Origin of the sequence: Colwellia sp. BRX10-4 (genome assembly GCF_014077465.1) — a bacterium.
Lineage (GTDB): Bacteria > Pseudomonadota > Gammaproteobacteria > Enterobacterales > Alteromonadaceae > Colwellia_A.
On the sequence record NZ_JACGVZ010000016.1, the window covers coordinates 62,951 to 82,198 of the forward strand.

Annotated in this window: 17 protein-coding genes and 1 riboswitch; of the genes, 12 read left to right on the plus strand and 5 right to left on the minus strand. The window is 38.9% G+C overall.

Annotated features, from left to right (window positions below; genetic code table 11):
* Positions 1–73: 73 nt before the first annotated feature.
* The 11 genes from H4J67_RS13185 to H4J67_RS13235 all read left to right on the plus strand — a co-directional run bounded on the left by H4J67_RS13185 (position 74) and on the right by H4J67_RS13235 (position 12,035).
* Positions 74–865 carry a DUF3450 domain-containing protein gene (locus H4J67_RS13185; protein WP_182204000.1) on the plus strand — a complete coding sequence of 264 codons (792 nt, stop codon included), beginning with the start codon at positions 74–76 and terminating at the stop codon, positions 863–865.
* Between the two features lie 10 nt (positions 866–875).
* Positions 876–2,270, plus strand: a complete 1,395-nt coding sequence (locus H4J67_RS13190) for a MotA/TolQ/ExbB proton channel family protein (RefSeq protein ID WP_182204002.1) — start codon at positions 876–878, stop codon at positions 2,268–2,270.
* Positions 2,271–2,273: 3 nt separating this feature from the next.
* Positions 2,274–2,804 (plus strand): MotA/TolQ/ExbB proton channel family protein, encoded by a 531-nt coding sequence (locus H4J67_RS13195; RefSeq protein WP_070376340.1) that lies wholly within the window; start codon positions 2,274–2,276, stop codon positions 2,802–2,804.
* A gap of 27 nt (positions 2,805–2,831) precedes the next feature.
* A complete protein-coding gene (locus H4J67_RS13200; RefSeq protein ID WP_182171628.1) occupies positions 2,832–3,245 on the plus strand; it encodes a biopolymer transporter ExbD in 414 nt (137 codons plus the stop codon).
* 3 nt (positions 3,246–3,248) lie between these two features.
* Positions 3,249–3,878 (plus strand): energy transducer TonB, encoded by a 630-nt coding sequence (locus H4J67_RS13205; RefSeq protein ID WP_231907376.1) that lies wholly within the window; start codon positions 3,249–3,251, stop codon positions 3,876–3,878.
* Positions 3,879–3,888: 10 nt separating this feature from the next.
* A complete protein-coding gene (locus tag H4J67_RS13210) occupies positions 3,889–5,226 on the plus strand; it encodes a lipopolysaccharide assembly protein LapB (protein ID WP_182171625.1) in 1,338 nt (445 codons plus the stop codon).
* A gap of 232 nt (positions 5,227–5,458) precedes the next feature.
* A complete protein-coding gene (locus H4J67_RS13215; protein WP_182204004.1) occupies positions 5,459–6,994 on the plus strand; it encodes a Re/Si-specific NAD(P)(+) transhydrogenase subunit alpha in 1,536 nt (511 codons plus the stop codon).
* Between the two features lie 11 nt (positions 6,995–7,005).
* Entirely contained in the window at positions 7,006–8,409 is a 1,404-nt protein-coding gene (gene pntB / locus H4J67_RS13220) for a Re/Si-specific NAD(P)(+) transhydrogenase subunit beta (protein WP_070376344.1), read from the plus strand.
* Positions 8,410–8,559: 150 nt separating this feature from the next.
* Positions 8,560–9,963: a sodium:alanine symporter family protein gene (locus H4J67_RS13225; protein ID WP_220463217.1), complete on the plus strand. Its 1,404-nt coding sequence runs from the start codon at positions 8,560–8,562 to the stop codon at positions 9,961–9,963.
* 78 nt (positions 9,964–10,041) lie between these two features.
* Complete coding sequence (locus tag H4J67_RS13230; protein ID WP_070376345.1) at positions 10,042–11,361, plus strand: DEAD/DEAH box helicase; 1,320 nt, start codon at positions 10,042–10,044, stop codon at positions 11,359–11,361.
* 20 nt (positions 11,362–11,381) lie between these two features.
* Positions 11,382–12,035 carry a hypothetical protein gene (locus H4J67_RS13235; RefSeq protein ID WP_182171616.1) on the plus strand — a complete coding sequence of 218 codons (654 nt, stop codon included), beginning with the start codon at positions 11,382–11,384 and terminating at the stop codon, positions 12,033–12,035.
* A 10-nt stretch (positions 12,036–12,045) separates the two neighbouring features.
* Here H4J67_RS13235 and H4J67_RS13240 read toward each other — a convergent pair whose 3' ends face one another.
* On the minus strand, positions 12,046–12,936 hold the full coding sequence (locus H4J67_RS13240; RefSeq protein ID WP_182171613.1) for a GGDEF domain-containing protein: 891 nt from the start codon (positions 12,934–12,936) through the stop codon (positions 12,046–12,048).
* A gap of 249 nt (positions 12,937–13,185) precedes the next feature.
* Here H4J67_RS13240 and H4J67_RS13245 point away from each other — a divergent pair, with 249 nt between their 5' ends.
* Positions 13,186–15,153, plus strand: a complete 1,968-nt coding sequence (locus H4J67_RS13245) for a monovalent cation:proton antiporter family protein (protein ID WP_182171610.1) — start codon at positions 13,186–13,188, stop codon at positions 15,151–15,153.
* Between the two features lie 530 nt (positions 15,154–15,683).
* Here H4J67_RS13245 and H4J67_RS13250 read toward each other — a convergent pair.
* The 4 genes from H4J67_RS13250 to H4J67_RS13265 all read right to left on the minus strand — a co-directional run bounded on the left by H4J67_RS13250 (position 15,684) and on the right by H4J67_RS13265 (position 19,183).
* Positions 15,684–16,838: a patatin-like phospholipase family protein gene (locus tag H4J67_RS13250; protein ID WP_182171607.1), complete on the minus strand. Its 1,155-nt coding sequence runs from the start codon at positions 16,836–16,838 to the stop codon at positions 15,684–15,686.
* 199 nt (positions 16,839–17,037) lie between these two features.
* A complete protein-coding gene (locus tag H4J67_RS13255; protein ID WP_220463216.1) occupies positions 17,038–17,397 on the minus strand; it encodes a DUF3718 domain-containing protein in 360 nt (119 codons plus the stop codon).
* Positions 17,398–17,460: 63 nt separating this feature from the next.
* Positions 17,461–17,560, minus strand: a riboswitch (cyclic di-GMP riboswitch).
* Between the two features lie 235 nt (positions 17,561–17,795).
* A complete protein-coding gene (locus H4J67_RS13260; protein WP_182171571.1) occupies positions 17,796–18,455 on the minus strand; it encodes a 3-oxoacid CoA-transferase subunit B in 660 nt (219 codons plus the stop codon).
* Between the two features lie 20 nt (positions 18,456–18,475).
* The gene (locus tag H4J67_RS13265; protein WP_182171568.1) at positions 18,476–19,183 is read right to left on the minus strand and encodes a CoA transferase subunit A; all 708 of its coding nucleotides are present in this window, start codon (positions 19,181–19,183) and stop codon (positions 18,476–18,478) included.
* Positions 19,184–19,248 lie beyond the last annotated feature (65 nt).

Consider the following 19,248-nt stretch of genomic DNA (forward strand, 5'->3'; position numbering starts at 1 on the left):
TAGTATTATCGACATTAATTTTAGGGGTAATCAAATAAGATCTGATTAGCTCAAACAAAGGCAAAAGGTTTTTATGACTCTTTCGAAAATTGCACAAGCTTGTTTATTACTGAGCTTAAGCACAACTAGCTTAATTAGCGATGCAACACCCACACTAGCCGATAATGATAAACAGCTCAGTCAAGTCGTTGATGCTGGTCAAGAAATCAACCAATCGGCCAGTCAGTCTCAACAGCGTGTTAATGACATTAATGAGCAAATACAAACGAAGTCACAACAGTTTAAGACCATTAATAAGGAAATTGATGGCTTAACTGTTTATAACCAGCAAATGAAAACCCAAGTGGCGAACCAATTGAAAGAGCTTGACCAAATCGCAGTGTCAATGGAACAAGTGAGCATTATAGAACGACAAGTTTCACCGTTAATGGCGCGTATGATTGAAACCTTAGCAAACTTTATTACCTTGGATGTGCAATTTTTAACAACTGAGCGAAATAAACGTATTGCTGATTTACACAGCATGATGGAACGCGCTGATGTTGCTATTTCTGAAAAGTTTCGCCGAGTACTCGCCGCTTATCAAATTGAAGTTGATTATGGGCGAACAATAGAGGCGTACTCTGGCTTAATTGATATTGACGGTAGTGAGCAAAATGTTGACCTCCTCAGAATTGGCCGCGTAAGTCTAGTGTATCAAACACGTGACGGTCAAAAGTTAGGTTTGTGGGATAACGCTTCTAAATCATGGCAGCCTCTTTCAGCGCAATATCGTTTAGATATTAATAAAGGATTACGCATTGCTCGTAAACAACTTGCCCCCGATTTAATTATTGTCCCCGTAACGCAAAACTCGGCCGAATAAGGAATAACCCATGAAAAAATTACTTCTATTAATATCGGCAATAACTTTGTCAGCTGTTTCAGTATTCAGTGGCAATGCCATCGCGCAACAAGCAACGAGTTTAGATGACTTACTGTCACAATTAGCGCAAGGAAAAATTGCACAAAGTAAGCAAAATCAAGATAGAGAAGCAGAATTCAATGCGAAAAAAAGCCAACAAATCCAATTATTAAACCAAGCAAGACAGCAGCGAGATCAAGCGATTAACTTAAGTACACAGCTTGAAAAAAACTTTCAAGATAACGATGTAACCTTAGGTAATAATACCGATGCGCTCAATAAGCGTATGGGTGAATTAAAAGAATTGTTTGGTGTATTACAACAAGTCGCTGGCGATACGCGCAGTAAGTTTCAAACTTCTGTTATTTCAGCACAAATTCCTGGTCGAGGTCAGTTTCTTGATGAGTTTGCGCAAAGTATGGGCTCCTCATCAAAATTAGCCTCTATTGAAGAAATTGAACGTTTGTGGTTTGAATTACAACGTGAAATGACACAAAGTGGAAAAGTACATAAATTTAGCCGAGAAATTGTGTTAGCAAACGGTGAGAAAAGTCAGGCAGATGTGGTGCGTGTTGGTGGTTTTAATCTAGTTTCACAAGGAAAATACCTTGAATATATTGATGAAACAGCTTCTGTTGCACAATTAATGAGACAACCATCAAGTCGTTATTTATCAAGTGCTAATGCACTCACTTCAAGCAATAATCAAGTCGTTCCTTTTGCTTTAGACCCAACAGGCGGTTCAATCTTAGGATTATTAGTACAAGCACCTGACTTACAAGAACGCGTTGAACAAGGTGGTGCAGTTGGTTATGTTATTTTAGCGATCGGTCTCATTGGTTTACTGATTGCGATTGAACGTTTTATCACACTCTTTTTCATTGGCAGTAAAGTCAATCGTCAATTAAAGAGCGAACAAGCATCAAATGACAATCCACTGGGTCGCGTTATGTTAGTTCAAGATAAAAATCCCCTTGATAACGTTGAAACCTTAGAGTTAAAGCTCTCTGAAAGTATTTTAAAAGAAGTGCCTGTATTAACAACGAGGCTCACTTTCATCAAAATCATTTCAGTAGTCGCGCCTTTAATTGGCTTGTTAGGCACGGTTACAGGGATGATCAATACCTTTCAAGCGATTACCTTATTTGGTACAGGTGACCCTAAATTAATGGCAGGTGGTATTTCTCAAGCACTAGTAACAACGGTACTGGGCTTAGTTGTTGCTATTCCCATGGTCTTTATTTCTACACTGCTCAACACCCGAAGTCGCGGTATTATTAATATTTTACAACAACAAAGCGCTGGGATTTTAGCCGAACGCTCAGAAAACTCTGAAAAACCGCTGACATCAAAGCAAGGAGCATAAACCATGATCCTCTTCATCGAAATGATGAATCGTATCCAAGAATTTTTGGATACGGGGGGGCTAGTGTTAAGCGTTATCGCCGCGGTTATTTGTTTAATGTGGTTACTTATTTTTGAACGATTGTTTTTTTACTTGCACAGTTATAAAACGGTGAAAGAAAACATTATTAAAAGTTGGTTTAAACGCCCAGAACGACATTCATGGAATGCTCAGCACATAAGAATTGCTCATATTTCAAGAGCCACCGAAATGCTTAAAACTAACGTTACCTTAATTCAATGTTTAGTTGTCTTGTGTCCACTGCTTGGTTTGATGGGCACGGTAACCGGTATGATTGAAGTGTTTGATGTTATGGCAATTTCGGGCAGCGGTAATGCTCGGTCAATGGCTTCAGGCGTTTCGCGCGCGACTATTCCAACAATGGCCGGCATGGTGGGCTCATTGTCTGGTGTATTTATGGTGACATGGTTACAGCGTAAAACGAAACGTAGAACCGAGCAAATGGAAGACAGTCTTCCGATGGCTCACCAATAATTAGCAGTTTAATTAAGGAGTAACGCGATGCGTTCTCAATTAGCAAATATTTTACAAGAACAAGAAGAAGCCGAAGAAATTAACATGACGCCTATGTTGGACGTGGTCTTCATTTTATTGATATTTTTTATTGTTACTGCCTCGTTTGTTAAAGAAGCGGGTATTGAAGTGAATCGACCAGAAGCGGCTACTGCCGTTAAAAAGGAACGTGCCAATATCTTAGTAGCAATTAGTGATAAAGGCGATATTTGGATCAATAAGCGTCGTATTGATATTCGAGCTGTGCAAGCCAATATTGAGCGCTTAAAGGCAGAAAATCCACAAGGTACTGTTGTTATTCAAGCCGATAAAGCATCGACAACCGATACGTTAATTAAAGTGATGGACGCTGCTCGTTCAGCGGGTGTTTTTGATGTTTCAATTGCAGCTCAAGAGGGATAAGTCATGGCAACCGTGATGAACACTCCTGCCCGTTACAGCATAGGTTTATTACTTGCTGTGGTGATGACTTTCTTTCTTTTATGGGGGATGCAAGCGCTTATTTCTGGTGGTAATAATGCCTTAACTGAAGCGCCTCGCGGTAATGTGCTCGACTTTATTAGATTGAAAAAAGAGCAGCAACTGACAAAAAAAGAACGCAAACCACAAAAACCACCAGCGCCTAAAGCACCACCACCGCAAATGCAGCAACCACAAATGCAACAAGCTAACCCCAATGCATTAAGCACTGCTAGCGGGTTTGGTGCTGATATTCAAACCGATTTAAGTTTAGCCGGGGGCTTAAGTTTAAGTGGCGGTGATGGCGACTATTTGCCAATAGTAAAAGTCTCACCTATTTACCCACGTCGTGCTCAATCTCGTGGCATTGAAGGGTACGTTATTGTTGAATTTATTGTCACCAAAAATGGTTCAGTACGGGACGCTATAGTTGTTGAAGCTAAACCTGAAGGTATTTTTGATCAAGCGGCAATGGCGGCAGCATTAAAATTTAAGTACAAACCACGGGTAGTTGATGGTGTCGCTATGGAAGTTGCTGGCGTGCAGAATAAAATTTCTTTCCAAATAGAAGGCTAAGGAGTCGGTGATGACTAAAATGACAACATTAAAAAGAAAAACACTATCGTGTCTTTCAATCGCGTTACTCTTTAGCGCTCCAGTAATACTTAACCAAAATATGGGTGGCAATATTGCCAATGCGCAATCATCAGCACAGTTGGGTAAAGAAACAACCTCAGTGAAAGTACCCGCGATGCGTAACCGTGTTTATACGCAATTAGCAAGAGCACAAAAACTTGCTGATGAAGGTAACGGTTTAGAGGGCTTTGATGTACTTGATGAAGTGCAAGACCGCATTGATAGTTTAAACAGTTACGAACGTGCCATGTTATGGAATTTTTATGGCTTTATGTATTACGGTAATGACGATGTTGCTTCAGCCATCGATAGCTTTGAAAAAGTTATCGATGAAAATGCGATCCCTAAAACATTAAGGCTGTCGACACTCTATTCTTTAGCGCAATTATCAATGCAAATGCAAAACTTTCCACAATCTTTAAAGTTTTTAGTTTTGTGGCAAGCAACTAACGACAAAGCTATTACCGATACTCAACAAGTCTTATTTGCGCAAGTTTATTATCAAAATAAACAATATCAGCAGTCTCTGCACTATGTTTCACAGGCTATTGAACAAAGTATTGCGGCCAATAAAATACCTAAAGAAAATTGGTTGATTTTGCAACGTGCAAATTACTTTGAATTAAAGCAGCCAATTGAAGTAACCGCTGTGATAGAAAACCTGGTTCGTTATTACAATAAACCTAAATATTGGTTACAGCTTTCAGCGATGTATGGTGAAATTGGCCAAGAAGATAAGCAACTTGCGGTGATGGAAAGCGCTTGGCAAGCGGGCTATGTGACTCAGTCAACTGACATTGTCACCTTAGTACAGCTTTATCGTTTTCATGACGTGCCAATTAAAGCGGCAAACTTACTCGCTGAAGCAATAGACAGTGGTAAAGTTATCGCCCAAGAAAAATATTTAGAGATGCTGGCTAATGCATATATAGCGGCAAAAGATGATGAAAAATCAATTCCGGTATTAATTAAAGCCGCAGAAATTTCTGAAACAGGTAAGTTTGATGCAGCTTTAGCACAAGCTTATTTAAACTTAGAAAAATGGCAACTTGCTATTAATTCAGCTAATGAAGCACTAAGTCGTGGTGACTTAGCTTCAGAAGTTAGTCTGGGTAATATGTACTTAGCCAAAGGTATGGCGGAATTTAATCTGCAAAATTTTGGCGAATCTTTATCTGCTTTTGAACAAGCAAAAAAAATTAAAAGTTCGGCTAAAACAGCTAAACAATGGTTTCAGTATGTTGAAAAAGAGCAAGTCGCTAAGCAAAATTTGGCAATGTTAAATTAATTATTTCGTAGTTTTACTTTATTCTCCTCGGTGAACTTCCCATTGACTGATCAAAAATTAGTTCTGGGGAACTAGCTATATTTATTATGAAAATAGCCGTTATTATTTTTAGGTGTATGAAATTCATTCAATTGATGGTAAAACATTAATTATAAAACCCATAAGAAAAGTAATATGTTGCAGCTTTATCTTAATTTACGTTGAAGTTGCGATCTTTTAAAAAAGGTGGCTTATGAATATTGGAATACCTAAAGAAACACTAACAGGGGAAAACCGAGTAGCAGCATCGCCAAGCTCGGTAGTTGCTCTACTTAAACTTGGCTTTAGTGTCCAAGTACAAAAAGGAGCGGGCACAAAAGCCAGTTTTACTGATGAAGAGTTTGCCGACGCAGAAGCTTCATTAGTCACTAAAAAAATATGCTGGCAGTCAGATATTATTTTTAAAGTAAATGCACCTTCACTTGATGAAGTTGCTCAAATGAAAGATGGCGCACATTTAGTCAGTTTTATCGCACCGGCGCAAAGTCCAGAGTTACTCGAAGCCTTACGCGCAAAATCAATTACGACCTTTGCCATGGAAATGGTGCCACGTATGACTCGTTCTCAGTCAATGGATGCACTAAGTTCAATGGCGAATATTGCCGGCTATCGCGCTGTTATTGAAGCAACCCATCTTTTTGGACGCTTCTTAACAGGACAAATTACAGCGGCGGGTAAAATGCCACCTGCAAAAGTAATGATTATTGGTGCGGGTGTTGCTGGTCTTGCTGCTATTGGTACCGCTGGAAGTTTAGGCGCTGTGGTTCGCGCTTTTGATACGCGCCCTGAAGTAAAAGAACAAATTGAAAGTATGGGCGCAGAGTTTCTTGAGCTTGACTACGAAGAACCTGAAGATACGGGATCAGGCGATGGTTACGCAAAAGAAATGAGTAAAGCATTTATTGATGCTGAAATGGCACTTTTTGCAGAGCAAGCCAAAGATGTTGATATTATTATTACCACAGCGATGATCCCAGGCAAACCAGCGCCTAAATTAATTACAGAAGCCATGGTTCATTCAATGAAACCCGGTTCTATTATTGTTGATTTAGCGGCCGCAGGCGGTGGTAATTGCGCCTTAACCGTTCCGGGTAAAGTTACTAATGTTGATGGTGTTAAAATTATTGGTTACACAGATTTAGTCTCTCGTTTACCCAATCAAGCATCACAGCTCTATTCAAATAATTTGGTTAATTTAACTAAATTAGTGTGTCCAAATAAAGACGGTACCATTACGGTTGATTTTGAAGATCAAGTGGTTCGAAACATGACCGTCGTTAATCATGATGAAATCACCTTTCCGCCACCACCAATCCAAGTCAGTGCGGCACCGACTAAACCTGCTACAGTAAAAATTAAAGCGGTCGAAGAGAAAGTAGAACCCGCATCACAAACTAAAAAACACCTGTTTATGGCAATAGGCGCGTTATTGTTTGCTTGGGTGGCCAGTGTTGCTCCCGCGGACTTTCTCTCTCATTTTACTGTTTTTGTGCTTTCTTGTGTCATTGGTTACAACGTGGTGTGGAATGTCAGTCATTCGCTGCATACGCCTTTAATGAGTGTTACTAATGCCATTTCTGGCATTATTATTGTTGGCGCTTTGTTACAAATAGGGCAAGACAATATATTAATACAAGTACTTGCGGGGATTGCGGTGCTCATTGCCACAATAAATATTGTTGGTGGCTTTGTAGTGACCAAACGTATGTTAAAAATGTTTAGAAGATAAGGGGCGCATTGATGGAATTTTCTCAAGGGTTAATTAGCGCAGCTTATATTGTTGCCGCATTATTATTTATTTTTAGTCTTTCAGGGTTAAGTAAGCAAGAAACGGCTGAAACAGGTAATTGGTATGGTATCACGGGTATGGCTGTTGCTTTAATCGCAACCATTGCCGACCCACGTGTCGATAATGTTTTAGTGATATTTATTGCCATGTCAGTTGGCGCTTTTATTGGTTTACATTTAGCCAAAAAAGTTGAAATGACGCAGATGCCAGAGCTGGTCGCTATTTTACATAGTTTTGTTGGCTTAGCTGCGGTACTTGTTGGCTTTAACAGTTATTTTGAAATGGACCACTCATTACTACTAAATTTGACTGATACTCAACAGATGGCGACTAATATTCATCTTGTTGAAGTCTTCTTAGGAGTCTTTATTGGCGCGGTGACTTTTACCGGTTCAATTGTCGCTTTTGCTAAGTTACGTGGTGTTATTAGTTCTTCGGCATTAATGTTACCGCATCGCCATAAGTTAAACTTAGTGGCAGGTATTGTTACTTTTATTTTACTTGTTAGCTTTGTGCAAAGTGGTGGCGATGTTAACGCCTTGTACTTTATGACCTTTATTGCGCTTGTTTTTGGTTGGCATTTAGTCGCTTCTATCGGTGGAGCAGATATGCCCGTAGTGGTCTCTATGCTCAATTCTTATTCGGGTTGGGCAGCAGCTGCGGCTGGTTTTATGCTTAATAATGACTTATTAATTGTAACTGGCGCTTTGGTTGGCTCATCAGGAGCTATATTGTCATACATTATGTGTAAGGCGATGAATCGTTCTTTTATAAGTGTTATTGCTGGTGGCTTTGGTACAGACGTTGTTATTGACAATGATACCGATTATGGCGATCACGTTGAAGTTAATGTCGAAGCGGTTGCTGATTTGTTATCTGCTGCTAAATCAGTGATTATCACGCCTGGTTATGGCATGGCTGTCGCTCAAGCACAGTATCCTGTTTATGAATTGACCCGAGTATTAAAAGAGAAGGGGATCGATGTGCGTTTTGCTATTCATCCAGTTGCTGGACGTTTACCTGGCCATATGAATGTTTTGTTAGCCGAAGCAAAAGTGCCCTACGATATTGTCCTTAGCATGGATGAAATTAATGATGACTTCCCTAAAACGGATGTTGTGTTAGTGATTGGTGCTAACGACACAGTTAACCCCGCGGCAGCAGAAGATCCAACCAGTCCTATTGCCGGTATGCCCGTGTTAGAAGTATGGAATGCTAAACAAGTTATTGTTTTTAAACGCTCAATGAGCACAGGATATGCTGGTGTACAAAATCCACTATTCTTTAAAGATAATACCCAAATGTTATTTGGCGATGCTAAAGACTCGGTAGATAAAATACTAAAAGCGCTGTAAGTAAGTTTATCAAATGAAAAAAACCAGTGATCCGTCACTGGTTTTTTTGCTTAGTACTATTTTTTTTCTTAACACTAATAGTGTCTAACGCTGGTAGTACTTTGTTTGTTATGATAATTAGTAATAATTTAAAAAGGTGAGAAAGATATTTTGATAGAACAATGGATAGGTACGATCAATGGTTATTTATGGGGCAGTGTGCTTATCTATTTACTGACCGGTTGTGGTATTTGGTTTACTTGGCGATTAAAGTGCCTGCAAATAACCCACTTTACTCACATGTTTACGTTACTTAAATTAAGTCGCAAAACAGACAGCCAAGGCATCTCTTCTTTTCAAGCATTATGTACTTCGCTTGCCGCCCGTGTCGGCACCGGAAATTTAATGGGGGTAGCTGTCGCTATTACCTTAGGTGGCGCTGGTGCTGTTTTTTGGATGTGGCTTATTGCTCTTGTTGGTATGGCAACTGCCTTTGCTGAAAGTGCATTAGGCCAACTCTATAAAGAAAAAGACGCCAACGGAAACTTTCGTGGTGGTCCTGCTTATTACATGAGCAAAGGCTTAAAAAGTAGAAAACTTGCGGTGACTTTTTCGCTGTGTTTATTTTTCGGATATGGTTTTGTTTTTAGCTCAGTGCAAGCCCATTCAATTACCAGTGCTTTTGATGGCTCTTTTGGTATTAACCCGTTATTTACCGGGATTGTCATTACTATAGCAACGGCCTTTATTGTTTTTGGTGGTTTGAAAAATATCGCTCGTTTTGCGGAAATAACAGTACCTTTTATGGGGCTTGCTTATTTAATGGTCTGTCTAGCGGTTATCTTTTTAAATATTGAAAAAATTCCTGCCATTATTAGCGATATATTTGCTTCTGCTTTTGGTTTAAAAGAAGCGGGCAGCGGTTTAGTTGGTGCGGCAATTGTCCAAGGCATAAAACGAGGTCTTTATTCTAATGAAGCGGGGATGGGTAGCTCACCCAATGCCGCCGCCGCCGCAGTACCTTATCCTCCTCATCCTGTTTCACAAGGTTATATACAAATGCTTGCTGTGTTTTTTGACACTATTGTTATTTGTTCTTGTACCGCTTTTCTTATTTTATTATTTAAAGAAACCGGTAGCGATGCACAGGGAATACAATTAACTCAGCAAGCTTTAGCTTATCAAGTAGGCGCATGGGGTAGCGATTTTATTACTATCGCTATTTTACTGTTTGGCTTCACCTCAATTGTTGCCAACTTTGCTTATGCTGAAAATAATTTGAAGTATTTAAATATGGATAATCCACTTGGACATTGGTTTTTACGTTGTGGATTCTTGGCAATGTTGATTTTTGGTTCAGTAGCGAGTTTACCTCAAGTTATTGCTTTAGCTGATTTATCTACAGGGCTTATGACGGTTGTTAATGTCACGGCTTTATTACTCTTGTCTAAAGTTGTGGTGAGTATTACTCAAGACTATCATCAGCAACATAGCCAAGGAAAATTGCCAAGCTATAAGCCAAGTGAAAGCGAACATAATCGTTTTAATTTGACGAAAGGGATCTGGCAAAAATAGTCTGATGAATAATGTTTAAACTATGCTAGAATGCGCGCCTTAATTTTGGGTTTCGTTTTTTTTGATAAGTGGTGATATATGAGTGTTGATGCAATAGGGTTGTCGGCTGAACTATTAAAGGCAGTTAAAGCCTGTGGTTATAAAACGTTGACGCCTGTTCAGCAGCAAGCTATACCGCTTATTCGGTCTGGAGTTGATCTACTGGCAAGTGCGCAAACAGGTACCGGTAAAACGGCCGCTTTTAGTTTACCTATACTAGAGGCTTTAGCTAAAATTCCGAGTGATAATAACTCATCGAAAACCATTCGCGCACTTATTTTAACGCCAACACGTGAGCTTACTCAACAAGTTGCCCGTAATATCGAAAGCTATAGCGAATTTTTACCATTAAGCTGCGGTGCTGTTTATGGCGGTGTAAATATGCCACCACAAACCAGAATGTTAAAGCAAGGTGTTGATGTACTTGTTGCTACACCTGGGCGTCTACTTGAGCATGTAGTGGCGAGAAATGTAGATTTATCACAAGTTAAATTTCTTGTTTTAGATGAAGCTGACCGTATGCTAGATATGGGTTTTTTAAATGACATTCAGCAATTAATCAGTGTTATTAAGCAAAAACATCAAACATTGATGTTTTCAGCAACATTTTCAAATAAAGTGAAAACGTTAGCTAAACAAGTCTTACATACGCCAAAAACCTTAGAGGTTTCACGCCAAAACTCAACATCAGGCAAGGTTAAGCAATCAGTTTATTGGGTATCAGAAACACGTAAATGTGAGTTGTTATCAGAATTGATTGGTATTAATAATTGGCAGCAAGTACTTGTTTTTGCAGGTACCAAAGAAAGTGCAAATATACTCGCCAAAGAACTTAAGCTTGACGGAATTAAGTCGGCGTTGTGTCATGGTGATAAAACACAAGGTGCAAGAAACAAAGCCCTTGAACAATTTACGCAAGGTAAAGTTCGCGTGCTCGTTGCTACCGATGTAGCAGCCCGAGGATTAGATATTCCAGACTTACCTTACGTTGTTAACTTTCACTTGCCTTATCTTGCCGAAGATTATGTGCACCGTATTGGCCGCACAGGCCGAGCAGGAAAGTCTGGTACGGCAATTTCATTAGTTAGCCCTAAAGATGAACAGTTTTTAGAAAATATTGAAGCATTAATTGGTCGAACTTTTGAACGAACAATTGTCCCTGGATATGAACTAGAACGTGCTTTACCAGCACAATATGCTGAAAAAGAAGATAAACCCTTAAAGAAAAGCCGTTACAAAGCGACACAAGAGAAAAACCAATTAATTGCCCGTAAAAAGGCAGACAGTACGCCAGCGGCTAAACGACGTGCAAAAGTGGCAAAAAAAGCCAAACCAGCACCTACCGGTAAACGTAGATAATTTATTGTTGAACAGTACTTATGGCACACACCTTAGTTGATATACCTTTTGAACAACGCCATCAGTGCTGGTTTTGTGGCGAGCCATCTGAATTAACATTTGGCTTCCCGCATCAATACTTTCTAGTTTTTGATTGCTCACACCCGCCATTATCTGTGCCTAGTTGTCGTGAATGTACTTCTTTAGCGAGAAAGGCAAAGCAGCATTCTATTTGGGCTGTTGCTAATAATGTTAAGCACTTTTTAGCACAAACCTATCAAAAAGATTTAGCGATAGGTATCAATTGGACGAAAGAAGAGCTTGCCGATAGTGAGTTTGAAAGCGGAAATTTTGTTGGCTTTCAAAAAAGTGCTTGGATGATGTATGAAATAGCCAAACAACGCTTAAATTATCAAGGCTGGCTATTGTCGCTTGAGGGCGTCGAACTCGATGTTGATTATATTGGCACCGAGTTTACTTTTGATGGGGTAACTTACCCAAGTGTTGATCTTGCTATTGAGCACTTTATTGAAACCTATGACTTGTCGGCTGAAAACTTTAAAAAAGCACTATCAATTGTCGGCATTGAAAAATTTGGCAAAGCGGTAAGATTTTGCCGCCTGCTTATTGGCAGAACGCCAGAGCAACAAAAATTAGCGCTTCGCTATTTTGCAGAAGACGAAAAGTTAAGCTAAGTTAACCTCACTAGACTAAACTTAGCTTACGGTCTTTAAATATTTTTCTTTGATATAGCGCTTTGTCGGCGCGTTTAAAAAAACTTGTTTGCGTATCCATCCTGTCCATAAAAGTATGCCCTAAACTACAACTGACCTGATATTTTGATAATAAAGGATCACAAGTCATTGCGTTGTATATGCGCTGTTCAATAAAGAGTAGAGAATCTAGTGTGGCATTTTCAACAATGATTGAAAACTCATCACCACCAAATCTAAATAAACTATCAGAATCTCGAACACTTTCTTTAAGCGCCAAAGAAAATTGAATCAAGACTTCATCACCTAAATTATGGCCATGACTGTCGTTAATTAATTTAAACTTATCGAGATCGCAGACGATTAAACCGACCTTACTATTTTGTCGGTTCGCATGGTGCATAGCACGTTTTAACTGCTCATCAAAGCATCGGCGATTATTTAAAGAGGTTAATCCATCTTGCATCGCTAACAGCAAAGCTTCCTGATACTGTAAAGCATTATTTAATGGGTGAATTAAATACTGATGTAACTCGTTAAGTATCTTATAATTAGTCATGCTTATTGGTGAATTAATGGCGTAGGTCAAAATACCAACAAATTTTTGGTTTAGTTTTAATTCAAAACTACGTTCATTTTTACCTTGTCTACTCCCTCTAATCGAAGCGGTCATATCACCTTTTTTGAAATATAGACCTGAAAAATCGACATACTTAGCTGCTTCCATTGCAAAAATATTGAGTAAACGATCAAGCTCTAGCGATGTTTGGAGTTGTTCCATTAACGCTAATTTTCTATTAGATTTTTCATGATCAGGGCTATCGAACACTTTAAAAGCGTTATATTGAAAAGCCTGATTATCTACTAAATTTAATGTCTGCATATCATCACCTGATTATTTTATCAGGTAAGACTAAGCAATTTTTATACCTAAATTTATTTTAAAGTGGTTTTTTTATAGTATTGATATTAAATGAATTTATATTAATAAAAACTTTGACGAATTTTTGACAATTCATTAATGGCAAGGAGTTGCCGCTGTCAAACTACCGATAATTGCTTTAGACTCAGTAGTGCTCATTCTATTTTTATAAATTTAATACCGATGCGAATGATATAATAAGGATTTTTTGTGACAGGTCATTTTGAACTTTTAGCGATTCTATCAAGTGCTGTACTTATTGTTTGGTTATTTCGCCGTTTACACTTACCAGCAATTTTAGCCTACTTAGTAGCAGGCATGCTGGTTGGCGATCATGGTTTATCTCTGGTTCAGGACCAAGTAGATTACGATCACTTTGCTGAGTTAGGTATCGTCTTTTTACTTTTCACCCTTGGCTTAGAATTTTCATTACCTAAATTAATCGCCATGCGCCATCTGGTCTTAGCGGTTGGTAGTCTTCAAGTGGGTATTTCGTTAGCTTTTTTTATGGGCATTGCTTTGTTGTTTGGTCAGACATTTGCTAGTTCCTTGATTATTGGTGGTATTATAGCGCTTTCTTCAACAGCCATCGTTATTCGGCAATTGAGTGAAACGGGCGCAATGAAAAGAAAGTCTGGGCAGCTCTCTGTTGCTATCTTACTTTTTCAGGATGTAGCCGTTGTTCCCTTATTAATTATTATCCCGATGTTTGCCCAAGAGTCTGATAGCTCAATGGTTGTTGAGTTATTGATTGCTCTAGTTAAAGGCGTCTTTGTCGTTACCTTGTTAATGTTTGCCGGTAAATGGTTGCTGCCACGTTTATTTAATTTAGTGGCGCAAGTTAGAACGGATGAATTGTTTGTTCTAACAACCTTACTCGTTACCTTAGTGGCATCATCATTGACTCAATGGTTTGGCTTATCTATGGCTTTAGGAGCTTTCCTTGCCGGTATGATGTTAGGTGAAAGCCAGTATAAGTATCAACTTGAAGCCGATATCCGGCCTTATCGTGATATCTTACTAGGCTTGTTTTTTGTAACGGTCGGTATGAAACTCGACATCGGTATCGTTTATTCTTCACCATTAGTTATTATCGGCGTTATGGTCAGCTTTATGGTGGTTAAAATACTTATTATCGCCTTTTTAGCAAAACGCGCAGGAGAAGCGGCTAAAGATGCTTGGGCTGCAGGTATTATGTTGGCACAGATGGGTGAATTTGGCTTTGTGCTTATCGCTTTAGCCAATCAGGTTAAATTGTTACCGGTTGAAACTGCTTCTATCTTGTTAGGCGCAGGTGTATTGAGTATGGCGATAACACCTTATATGATTAACAATGCTCGTCGTTGGTCGTTGATGTTGAGTAACGAAAAGCCCATAGATACCGATCATTTAGCCGAACTTCCCGAGCAAACAGAGTTAAGTGACCATGTTATTATTTGTGGTTTTGGTCGAATTGGCCAAACAGTGAGTCGTTTTTTAAAGCAAGAATCGATTAAATTTGTTGCTATTGATATCGACCCACTTAGGGCAACAAAAGCGCGTGAAGCAGGAGAAAATGTACTTTTTGGCTCATCAAGACAAACTGAATTATTACAAGCGGCCCACTTGTCGAAAGCTAAGCTTGTTGTTATTGCTTTTGGTGAAGATAAACAATCACTTGAGGTTATTCAAAAAGTCAGATCATTATCACCTGATGTTCCTATCCTTGTGCGTACTCGAAATGATGATCAACTGCAAGCATTGCAAGAAGCGGGTGCTAATCAAGTGGTACCAGAGAGTTTAGAGGGTAGCTTAATGCTGGTCTCTCAAGTGTTATCTTTAACCGGTGTGCCTTTTTCTCGTATTATTCGCCGTGTACAAAAAGAACGTAAAGACCACTACAGCCATTTGCATGGCTTTTTTCAAGGTGAACATACTGACATGAGCCCTGATGCTATGGATCGCATTGAATTCGCTAATGGGATTATATTAACGGAAAATTCTTTTGCTAATGGGCATTCTATAGCGTCACTGAATTTATCGGTAAAACGGGTCACGGTGGTTGCACTTCGCCGTAACAATATTGAATCAGAGCAACCCGATGAAGCCACTATTCTTCAAGCTCAAGATACTCTGATTGTACGCGGAAAACCCAGACGAGTAGAACGAGCAGAGCGCTTTGTCCAAAAGGGTGTTTAACTTTTCCCCTGACTTTATGCCGTGTTGTTAGATCTAGGCCTAGGTCTGATTCTAGGTCTAAATGCATAGAAATTGCAGGACATTTCATTCAAGTGTGGTTAACTTTTCTCTTGATTGTCCGCATTGTAGTTAGGTCTGAGTCTAGGTCTAGATGTTTAGAACGAGCAGGACATTTCATTCAAGTGGGGTTAACTTTTCTCTTGATTGTCCACAGTGTTGTTAGGTCTAGGTCTAGATGCTTAGAACGAGCAGGACATTTCATTCAAGTGTGGTTAACTTTTCTCTTGATTGTCCGCAGTGTAGTTAGGTCTGAGTCTAGGTCTAGATGTTTAGAACGAGCAGGACATTTCATTCAAGTGGGGTTAACTTTTCTCTTGATTGTCCACAGTATTGTTAGGTCTAGGTTTAGATGCTTAGAACGAGCAGGACATTTCATCTAAGTGAGGGTTAACTTTTTCCTTGATTGTCTGCAGTGTGGCTAAGCCAATAAACGCCTTGTTCAACAAGGCGTTTTCTTTAGTAATGGATCGCTATTCAAGAGATAAAAATTTTCTAATCGCTGTCTCTTGTTCCATAGCATCTTCAAATCCCAGTTTAATTAACTGCCGACAATAATTTTTTTCAAATAATAAATAACTGACAATACTTGATTCAGAGTCATTAGAGATACCTACGCTGCGTAATAATAAACGTATCGATAGCGGTAGGTCTGAAAAATACTCTACGGCCATGGCATTAAAGTCATGACTGGGATTAAGGAGAAATGATGATATCGGTTTTAAGCCATCTTTTTCTTTTCTAAGTTCTGGTGGAATAAGTTTTATCGTTTCATTAATTCGTTCTAGACGTTCAATATCGCTGTGTAATGTATCTGAGAAAATAGTATCAAGTAAATGACCGGCAACAGTAGAGGTTGTCGGTGGATGAGGATTATTCACTTTACTATGAAGTGGCGCTTTAGGTTGATCAACACCAACAATAAACAAATTTTCGCCACCTAAGTGTATCGCAGGGCTTAACGGTGAAAGTTGATGTATAGACCCATCACCATAATGCTCTTGGCGAATTTTGATAGAAGGAAACACGAGGGGAATAGCGGCAGAAGCCATTAAGTGTTCACTATTAATTTGGCAAGGCTCACCACGACGTTTAGCGCGAAACCAAGGAGAAATAGACTCATCTGATTGATAAAAACTAATTGAATCGCCATTACTGTAACTCGATGCAGTAATAGAAACTGCTGATAAATAACCACGTAAAATATTGGTGTCGATACGTTTAAAGTCAACCACCATATTAAGTAAGTCACGAAGTGGCGCGTTGTTTAGTAAACTACGCGCACTTTTATTGGCATAATCTGCTTGGAAACTTGCCAGCATACCTTTCGCCAAATGTGAAAAAACCCGTATACCATCACTATGGTATATTCGACTGGTATTAATATTATTCCAAACCCATTCTAATTTTTTTACCCCCAAATGAAAGCATGAAGAATAACAGGCTAGCGCTGTGGTATTTATAGCACCAGCAGAGGTGCCACATATAATGGGGAAGGGGATGCCATGATTTCTTGGGACAAATTTTGATATGGCAGAAAGCACACCTACTTGATAAGCCGCTCGAGCGCCACCGCCAGTAAGTATTAAAGCGTTCTTACTGTCTTTATAACTTCTTTTATTCAACATGTATATCGCAGTCTTCTTCGTATAACTTAAGTGTAATCAGTTTTTTAACATGGTGCTAGCTTAACGAGTCAAAAAATAGATTGAAATGACTAAGGCAAAAAAAAAGCCTGCAGAAGCAGGCTTTTTAAAATGACATAGAATTATTATCTAGTAAAACTGTACACTTGATTGAACAAATAACATCTACTAAAAAATAAGTTTAGCTGCTAACGCGTTCGTTAGCTGCGTCTATCAATGGTTGCGATCCGGTTTGCAAAATAGCTAAGTTTTCAGAAACAACTTTCTTTGGCAACTTTGAAATCATCAAAGCACCTGTTTTAACTGAACCATTAGACGATGCAAACGCCAACAGATTCTGTCCATTACACTCTATACCTTGAAAGATATTGCGAATTTTTAATCTATTCGTTTTTAAGAACGAACGCATGCGTTTCTTGTCGTCTGCAGCTACATACTCGCAAACGCTTTGAGCGATGCCAGCAGCTTGTGCTTTCGGCGCCGATACAACAGACGTTAATGTTAAAATAGTGATGGTAGAAGCTAGTAATAATTTTTTCATTTTAGTAACCTTGTAATTAATTTAGTTAGTAAAGGAAAAAACCACGGGATGTACCTTGTATAACGAGGTGACTCCGCTGTCATAGAATTTATATATAAAACATAAATCCCTTAGACCGGTGGTTTTGCGTAACACGATTTCACGTGTTTTGCCTTTTCTTTGTCCCTTTCAGTATTGCGAGTTGAGCCTATAAATGCAAGAAAAATGTGTAATACGTCAGTTACACAGGTAAAGTAATTTAATAAAAAAATACTTTTATCAATTTTTTTTCAAATATAACATGGGTTTAATCGGATGGTTGACTATCAAAACCGTTAAGTGAAATTTAAAATATAGAGTAAAAAAAAAGAGCTAAAGCTCTTTTTTTTATTCAATCTTATAATAAATATGCTACTAGGTTATCCAAATTTCATTTCAGGGACATGTTCAGGAACAATTAATTCACCGTCAGTGAGTTTTATTATTTCCTCTATACTGACCCCCGGCGCTCGCTCTAATAAATGAAACTTACCGTCTTTAATTTCGATAAAGGCTAAATCAGTGAGTACTCTTTTAATACAACCTTTACCTGTTAATGGTAGAGTGCAGTCGGATAAAAGTTTTGAAACACCATGTTTAGAAGCGTGAGTCATAGTAACAATAATATTGTCAGCACCTGCAACTAAATCCATAGCACCGCCCATACCTTTAATCAGTTTACCTGGGATCATATATGAAGCAATGTTACCGTTTACATCGACCTCAAAGGCACCTAGTACGGTTAAGTCGACATGTCCGCCGCGTATCATTGCGAATGATTCAGCACTATCAAAGATAGAGGCACCTTTTGCCATCGTGACCGTTTGTTTACCTGCATTAATTAAATCTGCATCAATCTCGTCTTCGGTGGGAAACTGTCCCATGCCAAGTAAACCATTTTCAGATTGAAGCATCACTTCTATTCCCGCAGGAATATAGTTAGCGACTAATGTTGGAATACCTATACCTAAGTTAACGTAATAACCGTCTTGTAATTCTTGTGCTACACGTTGTGCTAGCTGTTCTCTTGTTAAAGCCATTGTTTAGTCCCCTGAATTATTTATGACTGAGCAGTACGAACAGTTCTTTGTTCAATGCGTTTTTCAAATGTACCTAAAATCAATCGATTAACATAGATACCTGGTGTATGGATTTGGTCTGGGTCTAGCTCGCCAGGTTCAACTATCTCTTCAACTTCAACGACAGTAATTTTGCCTGCCGTTGCGGCCATAGGATTAAAGTTACGTGCTGTCTTTCTAAAAACTAAATTGCCGTAACGGTCGGCTTTCCAGGCTTTAACAATGGCAAAGTCGCCTTTAATTGCGGGCTCAAGGATATACATTTTACCGTCTATTTCACGCTCTTCTTTACCTTCTGCTACCGGTGTTCCATAACCTGTAGCCGTAAAAAAAGCAGGTATACCAGCACCACCAGCTCGCATTTTTTCAGCCAAAGTGCCTTGTGGTGTCAGCTCTACTTCTAATTCGCCATTCATCATTTGACGTTCAAATTCAGCGTTTTCACCAACATATGATGCAATGATTTTTTTGATTTGACGGTCTTGCAGTAACACACCTAAACCGAAATCATCGACACCACAGTTATTTGAAACCATCGTTAATGCTTTAGTGCCTTTGCGCTTTATTTCACTAATTAGATTTTCAGGGATACCACATAAACCAAAACCACCTGAGATAATGGTCATGCCATCTTCAAGTCCTGCCATCGCTTCTTCATAGCTTGCTACTACTTTGTCAAATCCGGCCATTATTCAATCCTCATTACATTTATTTCTATAAAGTATTTATCATACATCGTTATTTATTATTATAT